General features: G+C 74.0%; 22 protein-coding genes, 1 other RNA gene and 1 pseudogene. 10 read left to right on the top strand and 14 right to left on the bottom strand.

The annotated features are described in order from the left end of the window. Window positions 1-5 precede the first annotated feature (5 nt). Window positions 6-764, bottom strand: a complete 759-nt coding sequence (locus ACQPYN_RS19740) for a sulfite exporter TauE/SafE family protein (RefSeq protein WP_433026423.1) — start codon at window positions 762-764, stop codon at window positions 6-8. Between the two features lie 48 nt (window positions 765-812). On the opposite strand from ACQPYN_RS19740, the gene rnpB reads away from it, so the two are divergent. The 3 genes from rnpB to ACQPYN_RS19725 all read left to right on the top strand — a co-directional run bounded on the left by rnpB (window position 813) and on the right by ACQPYN_RS19725 (window position 2594). Further along, window positions 813-1233: RNase P RNA component class A (gene rnpB / locus ACQPYN_RS19735), an RNA gene on the top strand. Window positions 1234-1298: 65 nt separating this feature from the next. Beyond that, entirely contained in the window at window positions 1299-1988 is a 690-nt protein-coding gene (locus ACQPYN_RS19730) for a helix-turn-helix domain-containing protein (protein ID WP_433026420.1), read from the top strand. Between the two features lie 63 nt (window positions 1989-2051). Next, entirely contained in the window at window positions 2052-2594 is a 543-nt protein-coding gene (locus ACQPYN_RS19725; RefSeq protein WP_433026417.1) for a dihydrofolate reductase family protein, read from the top strand. Window position 2595: 1 nt separating this feature from the next. Here ACQPYN_RS19725 and ACQPYN_RS19720 read toward each other — a convergent pair whose 3' ends face one another. Beyond that, a complete protein-coding gene (locus tag ACQPYN_RS19720; protein WP_433026414.1) occupies window positions 2596-3084 on the bottom strand; it encodes a pyridoxamine 5'-phosphate oxidase family protein in 489 nt (162 codons plus the stop codon). A gap of 103 nt (window positions 3085-3187) precedes the next feature. Here ACQPYN_RS19720 and ACQPYN_RS19715 point away from each other — a divergent pair, with 103 nt between their 5' ends. Further along, complete coding sequence (locus tag ACQPYN_RS19715; protein WP_433026411.1) at window positions 3188-3766, top strand: dihydrofolate reductase family protein; 579 nt, start codon at window positions 3188-3190, stop codon at window positions 3764-3766. Here ACQPYN_RS19715 and ACQPYN_RS19710 read toward each other — a convergent pair. Both ACQPYN_RS19710 and ACQPYN_RS19705 read right to left on the bottom strand, forming a co-directional pair. After that, window positions 3751-4176 (bottom strand): SRPBCC family protein, encoded by a 426-nt coding sequence (locus ACQPYN_RS19710; protein WP_433026408.1) that lies wholly within the window; start codon window positions 4174-4176, stop codon window positions 3751-3753. The genes ACQPYN_RS19715 and ACQPYN_RS19710 overlap by 16 nt on opposite strands. Beyond that, complete coding sequence (locus ACQPYN_RS19705) at window positions 4173-4487, bottom strand: metalloregulator ArsR/SmtB family transcription factor (RefSeq protein ID WP_433026406.1); 315 nt, start codon at window positions 4485-4487, stop codon at window positions 4173-4175. Before ACQPYN_RS19705 ends, ACQPYN_RS19710 begins: the two co-directional genes overlap by 4 nt. A gap of 263 nt (window positions 4488-4750) precedes the next feature. On the opposite strand from ACQPYN_RS19705, the gene ACQPYN_RS19700 reads away from it, so the two are divergent. Then, window positions 4751-5632, top strand: coding sequence for a polysaccharide deacetylase family protein (locus ACQPYN_RS19700; RefSeq protein WP_433026403.1), 882 nt, complete (start codon window positions 4751-4753; stop codon window positions 5630-5632). Between the two features lie 15 nt (window positions 5633-5647). On the opposite strand, the gene ACQPYN_RS19695 is transcribed toward ACQPYN_RS19700, so the two are convergent. Then, complete coding sequence (locus tag ACQPYN_RS19695; RefSeq protein ID WP_433026400.1) at window positions 5648-6139, bottom strand: pyridoxamine 5'-phosphate oxidase family protein; 492 nt, start codon at window positions 6137-6139, stop codon at window positions 5648-5650. A gap of 57 nt (window positions 6140-6196) precedes the next feature. Then, window positions 6197-6484 carry a putative quinol monooxygenase gene (locus ACQPYN_RS19690; protein ID WP_433026397.1) on the bottom strand — a complete coding sequence of 96 codons (288 nt, stop codon included), beginning with the start codon at window positions 6482-6484 and terminating at the stop codon, window positions 6197-6199. 188 nt (window positions 6485-6672) lie between these two features. Between ACQPYN_RS19690 and ACQPYN_RS19685 the strand changes: the two genes are divergently transcribed. Next, window positions 6673-7323: an MmpS family transport accessory protein gene (locus ACQPYN_RS19685; RefSeq protein WP_433026394.1), complete on the top strand. Its 651-nt coding sequence runs from the start codon at window positions 6673-6675 to the stop codon at window positions 7321-7323. A 20-nt stretch (window positions 7324-7343) separates the two neighbouring features. Here ACQPYN_RS19685 and ACQPYN_RS19680 read toward each other — a convergent pair whose 3' ends face one another. Together ACQPYN_RS19680 and ACQPYN_RS19675 are read right to left on the bottom strand one after the other, a co-directional pair. Further along, entirely contained in the window at window positions 7344-8693 is a 1350-nt protein-coding gene (locus ACQPYN_RS19680) for a DUF222 domain-containing protein (RefSeq protein WP_433026391.1), read from the bottom strand. A gap of 40 nt (window positions 8694-8733) precedes the next feature. After that, window positions 8734-9594, bottom strand: a complete 861-nt coding sequence (locus ACQPYN_RS19675) for an NAD-dependent epimerase/dehydratase family protein (protein WP_433026388.1) — start codon at window positions 9592-9594, stop codon at window positions 8734-8736. Window positions 9595-9696: 102 nt separating this feature from the next. On the opposite strand from ACQPYN_RS19675, the gene ACQPYN_RS19670 reads away from it, so the two are divergent. Further along, a complete protein-coding gene (locus ACQPYN_RS19670) occupies window positions 9697-10356 on the top strand; it encodes a heme oxygenase (biliverdin-producing) (protein WP_433026385.1) in 660 nt (219 codons plus the stop codon). Between the two features lies 1 nt (window position 10357). On the opposite strand, the gene ACQPYN_RS19665 is transcribed toward ACQPYN_RS19670, so the two are convergent. The 6 genes from ACQPYN_RS19665 to ACQPYN_RS19640 form a co-directional block, all read right to left on the bottom strand. After that, on the bottom strand, window positions 10358-10996 hold the full coding sequence (locus ACQPYN_RS19665) for a class I SAM-dependent methyltransferase (RefSeq protein WP_433026382.1): 639 nt from the start codon (window positions 10994-10996) through the stop codon (window positions 10358-10360). Between the two features lie 106 nt (window positions 10997-11102). Next, a complete protein-coding gene (locus ACQPYN_RS19660) occupies window positions 11103-11399 on the bottom strand; it encodes an EthD family reductase (RefSeq protein WP_433026379.1) in 297 nt (98 codons plus the stop codon). Between the two features lie 92 nt (window positions 11400-11491). Continuing rightward, window positions 11492-11941: a DUF6918 family protein gene (locus tag ACQPYN_RS19655; RefSeq protein WP_433026376.1), complete on the bottom strand. Its 450-nt coding sequence runs from the start codon at window positions 11939-11941 to the stop codon at window positions 11492-11494. A gap of 93 nt (window positions 11942-12034) precedes the next feature. Next, complete coding sequence (locus ACQPYN_RS19650) at window positions 12035-13189, bottom strand: alpha/beta hydrolase (protein WP_433026373.1); 1155 nt, start codon at window positions 13187-13189, stop codon at window positions 12035-12037. 48 nt (window positions 13190-13237) lie between these two features. After that, window positions 13238-14149 (bottom strand): hypothetical protein, encoded by a 912-nt coding sequence (locus tag ACQPYN_RS19645; protein WP_433026370.1) that lies wholly within the window; start codon window positions 14147-14149, stop codon window positions 13238-13240. A 154-nt stretch (window positions 14150-14303) separates the two neighbouring features. Next, complete coding sequence (locus tag ACQPYN_RS19640; protein ID WP_433026367.1) at window positions 14304-14630, bottom strand: hypothetical protein; 327 nt, start codon at window positions 14628-14630, stop codon at window positions 14304-14306. Between the two features lie 270 nt (window positions 14631-14900). Here ACQPYN_RS19640 and ACQPYN_RS19635 point away from each other — a divergent pair, with 270 nt between their 5' ends. The 3 genes and pseudogenes from ACQPYN_RS19635 to ACQPYN_RS19625 all read left to right on the top strand — a co-directional run. After that, window positions 14901-15815 (top strand): alpha/beta hydrolase fold domain-containing protein, encoded by a 915-nt coding sequence (locus tag ACQPYN_RS19635; protein ID WP_433026364.1) that lies wholly within the window; start codon window positions 14901-14903, stop codon window positions 15813-15815. A gap of 43 nt (window positions 15816-15858) precedes the next feature. Continuing rightward, window positions 15859-16557: an NADPH-dependent F420 reductase gene (npdG, locus tag ACQPYN_RS19630; RefSeq protein ID WP_433026361.1), complete on the top strand. Its 699-nt coding sequence runs from the start codon at window positions 15859-15861 to the stop codon at window positions 16555-16557. A 70-nt stretch (window positions 16558-16627) separates the two neighbouring features. Continuing rightward, a pseudogene (locus ACQPYN_RS19625) lies at window positions 16628-17080 on the top strand (ATP-binding protein); the annotation flags it as partial. Window positions 17081-18745: the final 1665 nt, after the last annotated feature.

Here is an 18745-nt window from a genome sequence, read left to right as displayed (position 1 = left end):
TACCCTCAGCGGAGCCAGAGGTAGATCGCCACGGCCACGCCGAGCACCACGACGCTCCAGCGCAGCACCCCGTCGGGCATCTTCTTGGCGACGGCCATGCCGAGGTACCCACCGATCAGCGTCGTCGGCGCGAGCAGCAGCACCGCGAGCCAGTCGACGGGCGCGAAGAGGGCGAAGAGGATCACCGTCACGGTGCTCGTCACCAGCGAGAGCAGCACCTTCACGGCGTTGAGCCGCTGCAGCGTGTCGTGCGCGAGCAGCGAGAGCACGGCGATGAGCACCACGCCCAGCGCCCCGCCGAAGTAGCCGCCGTAGACGGCCGCGAAGAAGATCGTCGGGAGCAGGACCTTCGGGTTGTCGGCGGTGCGCTCCGACCGGCCCGTCCACTTCTTGATCCACGGCTGCGCCCCGAGGGTGAGGCTCGCGAGCAGCACCAGGACCGGCACCACGGCGTCGAACACGGACTGCGGGAGGATCAGCAGCAGCCCGCACCCGAGCGCGGAGCCCAGCGCGGCGACGATGCTCGTGCTGATCAGCCGCCGTCGCTGGCCCCGGAGTTCGCGGCGCGCGTTGACCGTCGAGCCGGCGTAGCCCGGCCACTGCGCGACGGAGTTCGTGACGTTCGCCGGCAGGGGCGGCAGTCCGACCGCGAGCAGCGCGGGGAAGACGATCAGCGACCCGCCGCCCGCCACCGCGTTGACCGCGCCGGCCAGCAGCCCGAGCCCGGCCAGCAGCACGATCTGGAGCACCGACGGGTCCGACACGGTGCGCGACGCTAACGGTCCGGGTCCTTGTAGGCTCGTCGACGCGGACGAGTCGGCCGGGCGACCGCGTCGGACCCCACGAGGGTCCGTCGAGGAAAGTCCGGACTCCACAGGGCAGGGTGGTTGCCAACAGCAACCCGGGGTGACCCGCGGGACAGTGCCACAGAGAACAGACCGCCATCGGGCTCGAGCTCCTGGTTCCGGCCCGGTGGTGAGGGTGAAACGGTGGTGTAAGAGACCACCAGCGTCCTGGGTGACCAGGACGGCTCGGTAAACCCCACCCGGAGCAAGGTCAAGAAGGTGCCCCGTCCGCGGGGCGCTGCGCAGGTCGTTCGAGGGCTGCCCGCCCGAGACCTGCGGGTAGACCGCTGGAGCCCGCCGGCGACGGCGGGCCGAGATGGATGGTCGCCACCCACGGGACCGCGAGGGCCCGTGGGGACAGGATCCGGCTTACAGGCCGGCTCGTCCGCCCCGCACCCCCTCGACCCGGATCAGACGGGCCGGACGACGCCGAGCTGTCCCTAGACTCCCGTCGTGGGCCTGAGTCTCGACACCGTCGCCGGCGAGTTCCCGCTCGTGCAGCGGGTGTGGTCGGCGCGCTGCGACGCCACGACCAGCTTCATCTCGGCCGCCAAGGGCGCCTCGATGATGGTGTTCGCGCAGCAGGGCGACCGGATGACGGCGCACCTCCGGGGGCCGGAGACCGCGGCCACGCCCCTCACCTGCCCGGAGGGCTGGGAGTTCTTCGGCGTGGAGCTGCAGCTCGGTGCCTACCTGCCCCTGTTCCCGCCGGCCGGTCTGGCCGACCTGAACGACGCTCTGTTGCCGACCCTGCCGGGCCACCGGATCGTGCTCGCCGGCCGGGACTGGGAGAGGCCGACCGAGCAGAACGTCGACGTCTTCGTCGACCGGCTGGTGCGCGAAGGACTGCTGTTCTTCGATCCGGTCGTCGACGGGATTCGCCACGGCGAACGGCCGCGGGCGATGTCGGAACGGACGGCGCAGCTCCGGTTCCGTCGGGCCGTGGGGATCTCACGCCGCAAGCTCGCCAGCATCGAGCAGGCACGGCACGCCGCGCAGTTCCTCGCGGCGGGCGGGTCGATCGCCGACGCGGTGACCACGGGCGGCTACTACGACCAGCCGCAGCTCGCGCGCGCGATGCGGTGGGCGACCGGCCACACCCCGGGCGAGCTGAGGTCCGGCGTCCCGTTCCTCGCGTTCTGACCCTGCTGCGCGGATTCGGTTCGGTACAAGACCGACCGACCACCGCGGTGGTCGACTCCGGCCATGCGCACACTGATCGAGTACGACCACCTCTCCCTCGACGGGAGGATCTCCGGGGACGGCTTCTGGGCCGCGCAGATGGCGATCCCCACCAACGACGAGCACCTCGAGTACCAACGCCGGCTCCTGGAGCCGGCCGTCGGTCTGGTGCTCGGACGCGCGACGTACGAGGGCTTCGCCGCGACGTGGCCGAGCATGACCGGCGGCATCGCCGACACGATCAACTCGCTGCCGAAGTACGTCGCGTCCACCACGTTGACCGAAGCGACCTGGAACGCCGAGGTCCTCGCCGGCGACGCCGTCGATGCCGTCGCCCGGCTCAAGGAGTCCGGCGACGGCACGTTGGTGAAGTACGGCAACGGCCCGTTCAGCCGGGCGCTCGTCGAGGCGGGGCTGGTGGACGAGCTGCACCTGAGCATCTCCCCGTTCGTCGCGGGGAGCGGTGAGTCACTGCTGGCCGGCATCGGCACGACCGCCCTGGACCTGACGGGCGTGACCGACCTCGGCAACGGCGCGGTGGTGCTGGCCTACACGCCGCGTCGGTGAGTCAGCCCGCCGCCTCGACGAGCTCCTGCAGGAACCGCGGCAGCCGGCCCGCGCCGAAGTCGTAGAAGCGCGCCCAGCTGGGCGTGATCGCGATCCGTGCCATCCCCTGCGTGTAGGTCTTCCGGCACTGCTCGACGAACTGCTCCGCCGTCGCCGCGTCCATGCTGCGCCGGGCGGCCATCACGTACTCCTCGACCAGGCCGTCGACGATCTCGACGCTCGCCCGGCCGCGGATCGACAGCGCCCGCGCTCCGGTCGGCGCGTCGCCGTCGACGGTCACGGCGACGTCCGGCCGGGCCGACAGCGTCGCGACCTTCGGTGACGAGGTGGCCGAGGCGATCACCACCTGCTCGCCGGTCCAGAAGAAGCCGACCGGGATGACCCGCGGCGTGCCGTCCGCCACCGTGTAGGCGAGGTGGGCCGCGGTCGTGGCGAGCAGTTCCTGCGCGCCGGGCTGAGCGAGCTCGCCGGCGATCTCCTGAGCGTCCATCGGTCGTCCCTTCCTCGGTGTGCGCGGTCTCGGCCGGGAGACGGAGCCGATCGTGCCGTCTCGACACGATCCCGCACACGGATCGGCCGCTAGCCTCGCCGCCGTGGCCCGGGTGCTGGTCGTGAACTTCGTGAGCCTGGACGGCGTGATCCAGTCGCCGCTGTCCGCCGACGAGGATCCCGACGACGGGTTCGCCGCGGGCGGCTGGGTCCCGCCCTACGGCGACGACACGATGGCGTCGTTCATGAGCGCGGCGACCACCACCGCCGCGGGCATGCTGCTCGGGCGCCGATCGTACGAGATCTTCACGGCCGCGTGGGCCGGGGCCGATCAGTCGGACCCGGCCGTCGCCGCGATGAACCGGATGCCGAAGTACGTGGTCACGCGATCCCCGGACGTCCCGCTGGCGTGGGGCCACTCCCGTCGCCTCGACGGCCCGGCCGAGGTGGCCCGGCTCAAGGACGAGGTCGACGGCGACCTCGTGGTCTTCGGGTCCGGCGGCCTGCTCGGTGCGCTCGCGGAGCACGACCTCGTCGACGAGTACCGCCTGCTGCTCGTCCCGGTGATCCTCGGCGGCGGCAAGCGGATGTTCGGCGACGGCAGCCCGCTCACCCACCTCACGCTGACCGCGACGACGACCACGTCGACCGGGGTGGTGCTCCTGACCTACACGCGGCCGTGAGCGGCGAGGTCCTCCGCGAGCTCCGCGAGGCGGGGGAGGACGGTGTCGCGCCAGCCCGGTCCCATGCGCTCGCAGGCGTCGCGCTGGCGGTGGTCGTCGAGGTCGAAGCCCGAGTGCTCCAGCAGGAGCCGGGTGCCGTCGCCCTCGGGGACGAGCCGCCAGGTCAGGGTCCAGACCTCGTTGAAGGTGTAGACGAAGCGCTCGTGGGGCTCGGAGACGACGACCCGGCACGGCACGGCGCCGAAGCCCGGCATCTCCAGATGGAACTCGTGCCCGACGACGTCGGCGACGTCGCCCGGCGCCCACCAGCGGGCGTGCGTCTCGGGGTCGGTCAGCGCCGCCCAGACCCGCGCCGGCGTCGCCCGGATGAACTGGTCGACCTCGATCGAGCCCGTCCGTCGGTAGCTCATTGCTCGTCCTCGCTCTCCAGGAGATCGGCCATGTCGCGCAGGCGGCGGCGCCAGAAGCGTTCGAACGGGTGCAGCCAGGCCCCGACCTCCTCGAGCGGGTCCGGGTTCAGCGAGTAGAAGCGCTGCCGCCCGCGCGGCTCGTCGGTGACCAGGGACGCCTGCCGCAGGACCGCGAGGTGCTCCGCGACGGACGGGCGGCTCATGTCGAACTCGGCGGCGAGGTCACCCGCGGTGCGCGGACCGTCGGCCAGCAGCTCGAGCAGCCGGCGGCGAGCCGGGTTGGCCAGAGCGAGGAAGACGTCCGTGGACACGCCAGCACAATATGTAGGAGATCGCCGACATGTCAACGATGTCCTACGCGTTGGATGCGCTGGTCGATGCCGCTGACGCCAGTGGTGGCCTCCATGGCCCGCAGGACCCGGCCGTTCACCGACTCGACGGACGACACCGCTCCAGGTCTACGAGCAGTTCCGGCGACACATTCACTCGATCAGAGGTAGAGGGTCGCGCGCAACGTCGCGTGAACGCCCTCTATGGTGACGATCGCTTGTAACGCGTGTGGTGGTTGTGACTGATGGGACGGATGATGCTCATGTTCACGGAACGGCAGCGCGTCATCCTGCGCCAGATCGTCAGTCCGCCCTACATCTATCGATGGGCCGGCCTGCTGACGACGGTCGGGCTGGTCGTCGGGGTCGCGGTCGTCGTCCTCGCCGACGTCGGCCGGGAGACCGTGCTCGCCGGGAGCGCGGCCCCCGCCGTCTCCGCGGGCGCGCCCGCCGGCATCCGGGCCCGGACCGCGGAGGACGCCCCCGCACGGGGTATGCCGGGCGCCGCGCGGCCGGCGATCACGTCGTCTCTCCTGAGTGTCACGTCGACGAGCACCGAGCGGCCGTCGGTGGCGCTCACGTTCGACGACGGCCCGACGCCGCAGTACACGCCCGAGGTGCTGGACCTGCTCAAGGAGTACCAGGCGCCCGCGGTGTTCTGCATGATCGGCAACCAGGCCGTCGCGCACCCGGAGCTGGTCAGCCGCGTGATCGGCGAGGGGCACCGGCTCTGCGACCACACGATGACCCACGACGCGACGGTCGGGACGAACACCCCGGACCTCATGAGCCGGCAGCTCTTCACCAGCCACGACTCGCTGGCCAACGTGCTGACGCCGCCGAACGTCATCGACTACTTCCGGGCGCCGGAGGGTCGCTGGTCGCCGGAGCTGGACCAGACCGCGGCGCAGACGGGCATGCGGCCCCTGGGCTGGTCGGTCGACACGCTCGACTGGACCCAGCCGGGCGTGGGCGGGATCGTCTCGAGCGTGCAGCAGTCGGTGCACCCGGGCGCGGTGATCCTCTTCCACGACGGCGGTGGGCCGCGCGAGCAGACCGTCGAGGCCCTGCGCCAGCTGCTGCCGTGGCTGCGCGACCAGGGCTACCAGTTCGTCTTCCCGAGCTGATCCCCCGCCGCGGGGTCAGTGCTTCCGGATCACCGTCTCCGTGCCGCCCTCGCGCCACGTGGTGACGTCCATGTGCTCGTCCCCGACGGCCACGGACGCGGCCCCGACGATGTCCGCCCGGAGGAACTGGTCGAACGTCGCGCCGCGCAGGTCGAGCCCGATGTCCTCGTAGACCGACACGGCGAACCGTTGGTGCAGGGCCTCGTCGCGCACGTCCTCGACCCGTCCCCAGATCTTCGCGTCGCCGTCGGTGACCTGCATGTCCACCGTCGCGGTGTGGAGAGCGAAGCGCGGATCGGCCGCGAGGTCGGCGAACTTGGAGGTGTCGGGCATGCCCACCAGCCACAGGTCGCCCTCGAGGAAGCGCGGCTCCATCGGGCTGATGCGGGGGAAGCCGTCAGGACGCAGCGTCCCGAGCATGCAGAGTTTGCCGGTGGCGGCGTGACGACGGGTGAAGACCTCGGCGATGCGGGGCGCGGCCGCGGCGAAGTCGGTCCAGAGAGCCATGGCACCGAACGGTAGAACGGCCCCCCGACAGTCCCCACTGCTTCGCCGGCGGAAATCTCAGGTCAGGGACCGGACGTCGGCGACGTCGTACTCGGCGACCTCGGCCGAGAGCATCGCCGCGCCCTGCTCGTCGCTGGGCCCGCTGCCGCGGAAGGCCTCGACGGCCTCCTGCGACTCCCAGCGCTCGAAGATGTTGATCCGGCCCGGGTCGACGATGTCGGCGCTCAGCGCGAAGTCGAGGCAGCCCGGGGCGGACCGCGCCTGCGTGACCACGGTCGTGCACTGGTCCAGGTAGGCCGCGCGGTGGCGGGGCTCGACCTCGAGGTGGCCGGCGACGATGACCATCGATTCTCCTTCGATACTCGTCAATCCTTGATAAGGACTGTAGCGGTCGTCGCACCGTGGGGGGATGGGAGCTCGTTGATCCGAGTGAAGCGTTGCGTGACCGATCCGTCACGCCCGGCGCCATCGCCGCTTCAGTCGTAGATCCGGGGGGGACGAAGTTGTCGCAGCCACCGACGCCGCAATGGGACGTGCAGCAGGGCCGTTGGGTCCTGCCGGAGCAGGCGCAGTACGCACCGCCGCCCGGCTACGCGCAGGCCCCGGGCGGCCACGGTGCCGCGTCGGGTGGTCCCCGGCACGGCGGGCAGAACCCGCCGTACGGCGCTCCGCAGGCCGGCTACGGGCAGCCGACAGGTCAGTGGCCGCCGCCTCCGCCGGCTCCGAAGAAGAGCCGCAAGTGGCCGTGGATCGTCGGCGGCGTGGTCCTCCTGATCATCCTCATCTCCGTGATCAACAGCGGGGGCTCGCCGGCCCCGACCGGGACGACGGGCGCGGCGCCGTCCGCTGCCCCGTCCTCGGCGCCGGCGGCGTCCACCGGCGGTGCCGAGAGTTCCGCACCCGCGGCGTCGGGCGTGGTCTTCGAGGTCACGGGGTCGGGTCGCGCCACGTCGATCTCCTACGGGACGAACGGCGGCGTCTCCCAGGCCAACGGCGAGCGCCTGCCCTGGACCGAGTCCGTCGAGGCGTCCGACGGTTTCGGGGTCTACTCGCTCACGGCGCAGTCGAACGGGTCCGGCGAGATCACCTGCCGGATCACCGTTGACGGCGAGGAGATCGCGCGCCAGACCTCGACCGGCCAGTACGCCGTCGTCTCCTGCAGCGGGAGCGACACCGGCTTCTGATCGCGGGACTGCATCTCGGGTCAGAGAGGGACGCGGGGTCGTCCGCCGAGGCGGGGTTGCTGGTCGGGGTCGATCCAGGCCGGCGGGGTGAACCACGGGAGTCCGTCCTGGATCTCGATGACCCAGTGCCCGGCGTGGATGAGCTGGTGGTGGAAGCGGCAGAGCAGCACCAGGTTGTCCAGGCAGGTCGACCCACCGTGGAACCAGTAACGGATGTGGTGGGCGTGGCAACGCCGCGGCCGGCGTGAGCAGCTCGGGAACGCGCAGCCACCGTCGCGCAGGTTCAGCGCCCGGCGCAGGGCATCGGTGACGGTGCGCTGAAGGCGCCCCACGTCCAGCGGTTCGGAGCGTGACCCGAGGACGATCGGGACGATCTCGGCGTCGCAGGCCAGGCGGCGCACGGTGTGCGGGTCGACCAGGGCACCGGAGTCCAGGGTGGCGTGCCCGATGCCCTGCTGCAGCCACCGCAGGTCCATCGTGATCGTCAGCAAGGCCCGCCCCGGACGGTCCACCGGCCCCGGGCGCGGGGAGGACGGTTCTGGGCGGCGGGGCTCGGGGATCAGGGCCTCGTCATCAGTGCCGGTGTCATCAGTGCTGGTGTCGTCGGTCGCGGTGTCGGGGTGTTCGTGGCCGGTGTCGTCGGCGAGGCCGCCGGGGCGGCGCGCGTCGTGCACGAGGTCCTTGAGCCCGTCGAGGCGGCGACGCTCCAGGCTGCGCGGATCGTCGGGCCCGAACGGGACCGCCAGCCCGTCGATCACCTCGACGAACGCCTCGGCATCGCCCGGATCATGCAACCGGCCCTTGAACGCCAGCGACCCGTCCCGGCGGCGCACCACCTGCAACTCATCGCAGGCGTCCTCGCCCTCGGGCGGGACATCCCCGTCGGGATCGAAGTGCTCGATCAACGCCTTCGCATACCGGCGCAGCATCCGCGGCGGCAACACCCGCGCGTGCTCGGCGAGCGTGCGCTCGGCCCCGAACCAATCGGCCACCGACAACCCGTCCACCCGATCCAGCCGCGTCATCGTCTCCCGGATCACGGTGATGTGCCCCGAGTGAATCTCCCCCGCCCCGGCGACGGTCGCGGTGACCGGCAACCGCGGCGGCAGCGGCTCACCGCGCAGCGACACCCGCGCCGTCAGCTCGGCGGCCTCACCCACCAGCCGCTTCGCCTCGGGCTGATCCACAGTGCCGCACTCCTGCAACAACCGGATCGCACTGCGGTCCCCGGTCTGCTCGGCCACCCCGAGCCGCTCCAGCTCCGCGATGTCCTCCAACAACCGGTACTGCTCGGCGCGCAACGCGACCATCCGCGTACGGGCACGATCGAGCGCCTCCCGCTCCACCACCCCCAGCACCCGTTCGCTCATGTGTTCGATCCTAGAACCGACCCCCGACAACGCCGGACCCTCAGCGGGTCCACACCTCCCACGCGTCCTGCACGATCCGATCGAGCCCCGAGCGTCGGGGCGTCCAGCCCAGGATCTCGCGGGCGCGGGCGGGGTCGACCGTGACGGCCGCGGGTTCGGGGGCGGCCTCGCGGTGGCGGACGGGGACCGGTCGGCCGAGGACCCGCCCGGCCGCCGCGAGGATCGCGGCGACCGACACCGGAGTCCCGCTGCCGATCGGGATCGCGCGGTACGACCCGGGTTCCGCGATGTCGAGCGCGGCGACGACGGCGTCCGCGACGTCGGCGACGTGCACCAGGTCGCGCACGGCCGAGCCGTCGCCGTTGACGACGAACTCACCCGCGGGCTCCGAGGCCGCCGCGAGGATCGCCGGGACCAGCCGGGTCCGGTCGGCGTCACCCGGCCCGGCGGCGTTCGCGAGCCGCAGCGAGATCGCGCCGAGCGCTCCGCCGACCGTCGCGTCGCGGGCGGCGAGGTCGGCGGCGAGCTTCGCGGCGCCGTAGGGGTGGGGCAGGGGACGGTGGTCGTCACCGATCGCCGCGGTGGAGGCGAGCACGATCCTCGCCCCCGGTCGCAGGGCGCCGAGCACCGCGCGGGTGCCGCCGAGGTTCGTGCGCCAGGTGCCCAGCGGGTCGGCGAGCGAGTCCCGGACGCGCACGACCGCGGCGAGGTGGCACACGGCGTCGACGTCGGCGAGCGCGGCGGCGACCTCGTCCGGCCGGTCGAGTGCTGCGTTCCGGGTGACGACGCCGGGGACGGCCCCGGACCTGGTCACGGCGACGACGTCGCGACCCGCGCGGACCAGCGCGGACACCACCGCGCGCCCCACGAACCCGTTCGCACCCGTGACCGCGACCCGCACGGCAGGAGCCTCCCAGACCGGGCCCGGGCGCGAGTGAGGCTAGCCTTACCCGCGCGCGGACCCTAGTGTCGTCACGGAGACCGGCGACACCGGAGGCGGACCGTGAGCGAGCACCAGCCCTTCTCCCAGGTCCTGCGTCGGGCGACCGCCGCGGCCCACGACCGCGCGCACCACTCCACGTACATGGCGGCCCTGTTCGGGGCGCGCCTGCCGCTGGACGACTACGCGACGCTGGTCGTGCAGTACTGGCACATCTACGGCGCCCTCGAGGACGGGGCCGATCGCCTCCGCGACCACCCGGTCGCCGGCGGGTTCGTGGTCGACGCGCTGCGGCGACGGGACGCCATCGCGGCCGATCTCGCCCACCTCCGGGGCCCCGACTGGGCCGACGACCTCACCGCGCTGCCCGCGACGGCCGCCTACGTCGAGCGGATCCGCGAGACGGTCGAGCACTGGCCCGCCGGGTGGGTCGCCCACCACTACACGCGCTACCTCGGCGACCTCGCCGGCGGGCAGGCGGTCCGCGGGCTGCTCACGCGCACCTACGGGGTCACCGGGGACGGGTCGCGGTTCTACGACTTCGCCGCGCTCGGCCCGGTCCCGCCGTTCCGCACGCGCTACCGCGCGCTGCTCGACGCCGCCCCGTGGGACGACGTCGAGCGCGTCCGCGTCGTCGACGAGGCGTGCCACGCCTTCGAGCTCAACATCGCGATGCTCGCGGAGCTCGCCGGCACGGTGCGTCCGGAGCACCTCGCGGCGTGACTCAGCCCGAGGAGTCGCGCCGGGCGATCGCGAGCCAGGCGGGAAGGTCGACGTGCCCGCCGACCGGCACGCGCAGCATCTCGGCCTGCGCCTCGTCGGGCACACGGCCCCGGTAGACGCTCTCGCGCAGGTCTTCGAGCGTCCAGCCGGGACGGGAGAACGCCCGCCGCAGGTCGTCGTCGGACACCTCGGGCCCGAACGCCGGGCCGGGGGCCAGGCCGAGGACGACGACGCGCCCGCCGGCGGTGACGACGTCACGCAGGGCGTCGGCGTACCGGCCCTGGTCGTCGGTGTCGAAGATGTGGAACAGGGCGCTGTCGAGCACGGTGTCGAATCCCCGCAGCTCCGACGGGTGCAGGGCGTCGGCCTCGACGAACGTCGCCGCCGTCCCGCGGTGGGCGGCGATCGCGCGGGCGCGGTCGAGGGCGGCCGGGGCCGAGTCGGCGCCGACGACGTCGTAGCCGCGGGCGGCGAGCAGGAGGGTGTTCTCCCCGGTGCCGCAGCCGAGGTCGAGCACGCGGCCGTGGAGCAGCCCCTCGGCCTCCGCGGCGACGACGGCCGGCTGCGGTTCGCCGATGATCCACGGCGGCTCGCCGGTGAGGTAGGCGTCCTGGAAGCGGGAGGGTGCGGGGGTCGACATGGGGTCCTCCGGAGATCGGGAGCGGTGCCGGGACCGAGCGTCCGACCTCGACGGGACTCGAGGTCAAGAGGCTCGAGTCCCGTCGCGGAAGAGGAGAGGAGGAGGACTAGTCGTGCGCGACGAACATCGTCACGTTGTCGCCCGCGAAGTTCGGCACGTCGGCCACCGCCGCCTGGCCCGCGTCCGACTCCATCCCGCCCTGGAGGTCCTCGAGCGAGTCGAAGGCGAGTTCGGCGATGAGGTAGTACGGCGGCGTGGTGCCGTCCAGCGAGGCGCAGTGCCGATAGGTGAAGGACCTGACACCGGGGATGGGCCCGACCAACGGCGCGTGCGTCGACTCGTAGTGCTTGTCGAAGGCCGCCGGGTCGGCGGGATGGTGGTAGAGGACCGTGAGGATGTGCATTGGATCACCTCACCACGCACGACGGCCCCGGGTCCACGGAACCGTCGGGTAACGGTCCGCGGCCCCGAGGCCGTCGTGGGGAGCTGGGGAGCTCAGGCGCGGGCGTGCTTCTCGATCACGGCGCCGAGGCCCGGGAGCGCCTCGATGACGTTCTCCTGGGCCTTCGGGCGGAGCTTGCCGTAGACCGACGTGATCGCGGCGCGGTTGCTGCGCTCGGCGCGACGGTCGGTGACGGTCAGGAGGGCCTCGGAGGCCTCCTGCGGGCGGGTGCCCAGGAAGGTGCCGAAGTCACCGGCGGCCTCGGTCGTGAACGTCGCCCAGAAGGGCTCCAGCTGCTCGACGAACTCGTCGAGCATCTTGTCGATCGCCTCGGGGATGATGCCCGGCTTGACCTTCTTCACCGCGGCGTAGCCGGTCTTGACGATGCCGCCGGACAGGCCGCTCTTGTTCGCGACCTCCGCGTCGACGAGCAGCTGCAGGTCCTCGACGACGGCGCCGCGGCGGTCGGAGTCGAGAAGGCGAGCCTTGAGGGTCTCGGCCATCGGGGTCCTTCCTCGGGGTGCCAGGGAGCGGCGCCGACCGTACGGGAGGCGCGACGTCCACGGACCGGCAGGGGGCCGTGAACCACATCCGTGTCATTCAGGCCCGTCGTGGTCGTCGAGGAACGTCTCGAGGTCGCGCCACGAGTTCTCGCGCGCCCGCCGACCCGCGAGCACGCCGAGGTGGCCGCCGGGGCGCACGACGAAGCGCAGGTCGGGGCTCGCGGTGAGCAGGTCGGTCGCGCGCTCGACGGCGGCGACCGGCGCGATGACGTCGTCGGCACCTGCGACCAGCAGGACCGGCACCCGGACGTCGGCCAGCCGGACGGGACGGCCGGCGAGACGCAGGTCGTCCTCGGCGAGGTCGTTCGAGCGGATCACGTGGTGGTAGATCTGCCCGAACGCGCGCCCGGGGTAGGCGGTCATGCTGGCCATGAGCAGGTCGACCGCCTCGATCTGCTCGAGGAGCTCCCGGTCGTCGAGGTGGGTCAGCAGCGTCACCGGCTTGGTCAGGTAGCGCTCGACGCTGGTCAGCTGGAACGCCCACTTCACCGCCCTCGCGGGGAAGGAGCCGAGCGTCCGGTAGGCCGTGGAGAAGATCCGCCCGCCGGTGTACTCCGCGACGGACCGGAACGGCGCCACCAGCGGCACCGCCGACACGTCGACCGGGGACGCGAAGGCCGTCACCGACCGGATCGGGGCGCCGGAGACACCGCTGGCGGCGCAGAGCAGGGTGAACAGCCCGCCGAGGCTCCACCCGGCGAGGTGGACCGCCGTGCCCTCGTGGCGGTCCGACACGGCGTAGACGGCCGCCGGGAGGATCTCGTCCACCCACAGCTCGAGGCCGCGCCGGTCGGCGGCCCGGCCGGAGGCCTCGTAGGTGACGATGTAGATCTCGCGGCCCGAGGCGAGCAGGTCCTCGACCAGGCTCGTGCCGCGCCGCAGGTCGAACGCGAAGTCCGGGGCCCCGAGTGGGGGCACCAGCAGCAGCGGCGCGAGGGACGCGTCGGGGGCGACCGTCGGCTCGTAGCGGTGGACCGTGTAGCCGTCCGCAGTGAGCACCGGCAGGCGCGGCATCCGGCTGGTGTCGGCGAGGTGGCCCTCGGTCACCAGGTGGCGGACGTTGTCCCACGCGCGGGAGGCGGAACGCGCCGGTGCCTGCAGGGCGCTGCCGGGCGTGGTGGCCCCGGCCGGGGTGGCCTCGCTCGTGGACGCGGAGGCCTCGTCGTCGGGCAGCTGGTCGGCGGTCACGCGAGCCGATGGTAGGGCCGCCCGTGGCGGGCGGCCGCGCGCCGTCACTCACGCGTCGTGAGGTGCGCTCACGGTGGGTGACTCGATCGAGGCGGTCTGCCGGGCGTTCGCGCTGCTCGACGGGGTGATCCGGCCCAACGGCGCTGGGCCGTCCGGGCCGCGCCCATTCCGCCCGATCGTCCGAGCCTCCGTCACGTCTCCGGTGCGTTGGACTGAGTGGCGCCGCCCCGGGATGTCTGCTCGGGGCGGCGTGGCGCCCCGCGACGAGAGGAACCCCGTGTTCGAGCCCCCGTCCGAGACGCCCTGCGATCCGCTGCCGACCGCGGAGAGCGGGCGGGCGGGACGACGGACCCGGCTCGCGGCGACCCTCGGTGTCGGGCTGATGGGCGCGGCGTCGCTGAGCACGGCGGTGTACCAGACGATCAGCCAGTCCTCGACCACCGTCGCGATGCCCGGGGCCGTCACCGAGCTCGACACCCCGCTCCCGTGGGGTGCCCCGGCCGCGGCGCCGGTCGGGTCCGTGACCTCCTCACCGACGATCACGCCGACCGTCGCCGACCTCGCCCTCCGCTCCGAGCAGCAGCCCCTGGCGCAGCCCGCGGGGTCCGTGGCGCCCGGTTCCGGCGCACCCGGCCCCGGCGTCCCGGCTCCGCGCCCGGTGGCCGATGCTCCCGCCGGCCCATCGTCGGTGGTCCGGAGCGGGAGCGGTGGTGGTGGCGGGCGTCCGACGTCCGGGACCTCCACGAGCAGCGGGGCGCCGTCCACCTCGACCGGGACGGGCTCGCCGTCCACCTCGCCGTCCCCGTCCCAGCCCCCGGCGAGCAGCGAGCCGACGACCCAGCCGACGACCCAGGCGAGCGAGACCCCCAGCGAGACCCCCAGCCAGACCCCCAGCCAGACCCCGAGCGAGACCCCGACCAGCAGCTCCCCGGCGTCCGAGGTGCCGTCGTCGGGCGGCACGACCTCACCGTCGGGGGACGGGGAGGGCTGAGTCGGCGGGCCGGTCTCGGAAACGCCGACGGCCCCGCTCCCTCACGGGGGCGGGGCCGTTCGTCTGATCTGTCGCGACCCGGCGCGGCGCTGTGTTCAGCGGCGTGGGGTCAGCGGCGTGGGGTCAGCGGCGCGGGCGGCGCAGGTTGGTCCGGCGCTCCGACTGCAGGTGGTACACCACGGCCGGCAGCACGACGAGGGCCACGAACGGCAGGCCGACCATCGGCAGCACGAACAGCAGCGCCAGGCCGACGAGCATGACGACGAGCGCGGTGACCGGACTGGTCGCGAGGGCGCCGAGGCGGCCGAGCGCCGGGTGGCGACGCGCGGCGGTGCCGACGCGATCCGCGACACCGGCGAGGCTCGCGGTGCGTCCGGCCGGCGCGGGGTGCGGCGCGGCGGGCACGGGACGGGGCAGGGTGGGCGTGCTGTGCGGCCAGGGGAGAGCCATCGGGGTGCGTCCGGTCCTTCGAGTTCGTGATCCAGCGGGGGCGAGTCGGGTGCCGCGCCGGGGTGACCGGCCGTGGGGGCCGGGAGAACTCCGGGGCGTCGCGGGGATCGACACCGGGATGACGCCTGCGGACCCAGGGAGGTTCCGCGGTTTCGGTATCGATTCGGCAACGACGGGTTTGGGCCCGCCGCCGGACGACATCTTCGTCCCTCACCCGATCGGACGGGATGACCCGGAAAGGTGATCCTGAACCCTCCTAGGCTGGCCCGGATGAGTGCCCCGACCGGACCCGCCGCCGAACCCGCCCTCGACCCCGGCATCCGTGCCCTGCTCGACCGGTGGGCCGACGAGCCGGAGATGTTCGACGGCACCGTCGCCGAGTCCCGCGCCCGGTTCGTCACGCAGATGCGCGAGGCCGGGGGAGCCCCGGCGCGGGTGCCCGAGCTGGGCGAGGCCGGCGGTGTGCCGGTCCGGACGCACCCTCCCGCGAGGCGGACGTCGGACGCCCTCGTGGTGTTCCTCCACGGCGGCGGCTGGGTGCTGGGCGGCGGCGACGTGTACGACGCGGCGGCGGACCGGCTCGCGGACGACCTGGGCGCGGTCGTGGTGGCCGTCGACTACCGGCTCGCCCCCGAGCACCCGTTCCCGGCGCCCCTCGACGACGTCCTCGCCGCGGTCCGGGCGCTGCTGGCCGACGGTCCGGAGCGCTACGCCCTCGTGGGCGACAGCGCCGGTGCCAACCTCGCCGCCGTGGCCGCCCTGGCGCTGCGCGACGAGGGCCGGGCCCCGGACGCGCTCCTGCTCGTCTACCCGCCGCCGGACTTCGAGGCGCGCTACCCCTCGCTCGCCGAGAACGCCGAGGGGTACTGGCTCTCCGCCCGCGACGTGCGGGCGTGCTCGAAACTCTACCTCTCCGGCCACGATCCCCGGGGCGACGCCCGGCTCTCGCCGCTGCGCGCACCGTCGCTGGCCGGGCTGCCGTCCACGATCGTCGCGAGCGCCGGCTTCGACCCGCTGCGCGACGCCGGGCACGCGTTCGCCGACGCGTTGATCGCGGCGGGTGTCGACGCCCGCCGCCGCGAGCACCCGGGGCTCGTGCACGGCTTCTACGGCTTCACCGCCGTGCCGGCCGCGGACGCGGCGGTGTCGGCGCTGCACGCCGAGCTGGCGCAGGTCTTGGCGTGATAGAAACAGTCCAGTCTGACCGTTTGCGACGAGGAGCGACCCCGTGAGTGCACCGTCATCCGGTGAGGCCATCGACCCGACGACCCTGACCGTCGGAGTGCTCGGCGGCACCGGCAACCAGGGCAAGGGCCTGGCCCTGCGCTGGGCGGCCGCCGGGATCCGCGTGATCATCGGCTCCCGGGCCGCCGAGCGCGCCGAGAACTCGGCGAGCGAGTACTGCGAGGCCACCGGCGTCGACCACGTCCGCGGGACCGACAACGCCACCTGCGCCACCGAGGCCGACGTCGTGCTCGCCGCGATCCCGTGGGAGTCGCACGCCGAGACCCTCAAGGGCCTCACCGAGCAGCTCAAGGGCAAGATCCTCATCGACTGCGTCAACCCGATCGGCTTCGACAAGAAGGGGCCCTACCCCCTGCCCGTCGAGGAGGGCAGCGCCGCGCAGCAGGCCGAGCAGCTGCTCCCGGAGACGCGCGTGACCGCGGCGTTCCACAACGTCTCCGCGGTCCTGCTCGCCGACCTCGACCAGCCGAAGGTCGACTGCGACGTCCTCGTGCTCGGCGACGACCGCGAGGCCACCGACGTCGTGCGGGCCCTCGCCGACGCCATCCCCGGCGTGCGCGGGGTCTTCGGCGGGCGGCTGCGCAACGCCTACCAGGTGGAATGCCTGACGGCGAACCTCATCGCGATCAACCGCCGCTACAAGGTCCACGCCGGTATCAAGATCACCGACCTCGACGGCTGACGCCACGTGAGTGATCCGGGTCGTCCCGACGACCCGGATCACTCACGTGGCCGCGGGCCATACTGGGTCGATGCGGGTCGGGCCGGGGGCGGCGCCGCTCGTCGGACGCGACGACGAGCTCGGTGTCCTGGTGGGCGCGGCGCTGTCGGGGCCCGGCGGGGTCACCCTCGTCGCCGGCGAGGCGGGCAGCGGGAAGACCCGGCTGCTCGACGAGGTCGCGGGCCGCGCCGCGGCGGCGGGCGCGCGGGTGCTGCGCGGGCACGCGGTGCCCGGCGGCGGCGCCTTCCGCCCGCTCGCCGAGGCGCTGACGGCCGCCGCGTCGCCGGCCCTCGCGCAGGACGAGCGCGTCGCGCCGTTCCGGGCCGTCCTCGCCCGCCTCCTGCCCGCGTGGACGGCGGGACCGGCCGACGGCGGGGCCGGGTCGCACCTCGTCGACCCCGTGCTGGTGCTCGGCGAGGCCGTCGGCGAGCTGCTCGGGGTGATCGCGGGGGTCAGCAGGGCCGTCGTGGTCCTCGACGACCTCCACTGGGCCGACCGCGACACCCTCGCGGTCCTCGAGTACCTCGCCGGGCGCCTCGCGACCACCGAGGTCCGGGTGCTCGGCGCGATGCGTTCCGACGAGCAGCCGCCCGAGGGGTTGACGCCGCTGCGCCGGGCCCGGGTGGCGACGGTGGACCTCGGGCGCCTCGGCCCGTCCGACGCCGCCGCCCTGACGCGCGCGGTGCTCGGCGACGAGGCCGACGACGACGTCCGCGACCACGTCCTGGGCGCCGCCGACGGGCTGCCGTTGCTGGTCGAGGAGCTCGCGGCCCGCCTCGCCGACTCGGGGGCGATCGTGCGGCGCGACGGCCGGTGGCACGCGTCGGGCCCACTGGCGACCGAGGTGCCCGAGGCGTTCGCCGACGCCGTCGCCGATCGCGTCGCCGCCCTCGCCCCCGGCGACCGCGACGTCGTGCGCGTCGCGGCCCTGCTCGGTCGTGACCTGCCGTGGGACCTGCTGCCGGTGGCCCGCGGGACCGACGCGGCGACGGCGGCCGCGGCCCTGCGTCGCGCGGTCGACGCCCGCCTGCTCGTCGCCACGGCGGACGGCGGGCTGCGCTGGCGCCACGCCCTGACCCAGGACGCCGTGCTCGCGACGCTGACCGGCCCCGAGCGCTCGGTGCTCGCCGCCGACGCCGCCCGCGCGCTGGACCGGGACGACCTCGCCGGGCCGGTGCTCGCCCGCGTGGCCGAGCTGCACGCCCGCGGCGGCGACCCCGACCGCGCCGCCGCCCTGCTCCTGCGCCACGCCCGCGAGCACCGGGCCGCGGGTGCCCGGTCGGCGGCGCTCGCGGTCCTCGAGCAGGCGACGGCGCTGGCGGGGGAGGGACACCGCGTCCCGGTGGCTCTCGAGCGCGTCGAGGTGCTCGCCCTCGCCGCCCGCACCGACGAGGCGCTGGCCGTCGGCGGGCCCCTGCTCGGCCGGGCGGACGGGCCCGCGCTCGCCGTCTCCCTGGCCCGCGCCTGCGTCGCGGCCGAGCGGTTCGCGGAGGCGCAGGACCTCCTCGCGCGCGCCGCGAACCCCGACGATCCGCGGGTCCTCGCCGTCGCCGCGCACGTCGCTGCGGGCACGGGCGAGGTGACGCGCGCGGTGGACCTGGCACAGCGAGCGCTGGTCGCCGCCCGGGGCGACGCCGCCTGCGAGGCCCTCGAGGTCGTCGGGCGGGCGCTGCGGCGCAGCGACCCGGAGGGGTCGGCGGCGGCGTTCCGGCGCGCGGCGGAGATCGCCGAGCGGGACGGACTCACCGACTGGCGCCTCCGCGCGCTCTCCGAGCTCGGCGTCGCCGACATCTTCGGCACCGGCGACGGCGACTCCCTGCGTCGCGCGCGGGAGCTGGCGCAGGAGGCGGGCATGATCGGCACCGCGACGATGCTCGAGCTGCAGCTGGTGGCCGTCGACAACGGCCGTCTCGGTCCCGTCGCCGCGGCGGCTCAGGCCGAGCGGGTCGCCGAGCGCGCCGGCCGCCTGGGGCTGCACGGCCCCCGTGCTCAGGCGCTGGGCTTCGTGTCGCGCGGGCGGGTGTTCGACGGCCGCCTCGACGAAGCCGACGCGCTGCTGACCGAGGCGACGGAGCTCGCCCCGAACCCCGTGCACATCGCCAGCGCCCGCGCGCTCGGGCGGGCCCACGACCGCTGGCTCGCCGGCGAC

It is taken from the genome of Actinomycetospora sp. CA-053990, assembly GCF_050948445.1.
Lineage (GTDB): Bacteria > Actinomycetota > Actinomycetes > Mycobacteriales > Pseudonocardiaceae > Actinomycetospora > Actinomycetospora callitridis.
This window is presented reverse-complemented; position numbering and strand designations above follow the sequence as displayed.

Coding starts and splice junctions, on each gene's coding strand:
- ACQPYN_RS19635 (WP_433026364.1), top strand. CDS start 14,901: ATGAGTGCCCCGACCGGACCCGCCGCCGAACCCGCCCTCGACCCCGGC.
- ACQPYN_RS19680 (WP_433026391.1), bottom strand. CDS start 8,693: ATGAGCGAACGGGTGCTGGGGGTGGTGGAGCGGGAGGCGCTCGATCGT.
- ACQPYN_RS19725 (WP_433026417.1), top strand. CDS start 2,052: ATGCGCACACTGATCGAGTACGACCACCTCTCCCTCGACGGGAGGATC.
- ACQPYN_RS19640 (WP_433026367.1), bottom strand. CDS start 14,630: ATGGCTCTCCCCTGGCCGCACAGCACGCCCACCCTGCCCCGTCCCGTG.
- ACQPYN_RS19660 (WP_433026379.1), bottom strand. CDS start 11,399: ATGCACATCCTCACGGTCCTCTACCACCATCCCGCCGACCCGGCGGCC.
- ACQPYN_RS19665 (WP_433026382.1), bottom strand. CDS start 10,996: ATGTCGACCCCCGCACCCTCCCGCTTCCAGGACGCCTACCTCACCGGC.
- ACQPYN_RS19700 (WP_433026403.1), top strand. CDS start 4,751: ATGGGACGGATGATGCTCATGTTCACGGAACGGCAGCGCGTCATCCTG.
- ACQPYN_RS19655 (WP_433026376.1), bottom strand. CDS start 11,941: ATGGCCGAGACCCTCAAGGCTCGCCTTCTCGACTCCGACCGCCGCGGC.
- ACQPYN_RS19710 (WP_433026408.1), bottom strand. CDS start 4,176: ATGAGCTACCGACGGACGGGCTCGATCGAGGTCGACCAGTTCATCCGG.
- ACQPYN_RS19690 (WP_433026397.1), bottom strand. CDS start 6,484: ATGGTCATCGTCGCCGGCCACCTCGAGGTCGAGCCCCGCCACCGCGCG.
- ACQPYN_RS19695 (WP_433026400.1), bottom strand. CDS start 6,139: ATGGCTCTCTGGACCGACTTCGCCGCGGCCGCGCCCCGCATCGCCGAG.
- ACQPYN_RS19720 (WP_433026414.1), bottom strand. CDS start 3,084: ATGGACGCTCAGGAGATCGCCGGCGAGCTCGCTCAGCCCGGCGCGCAG.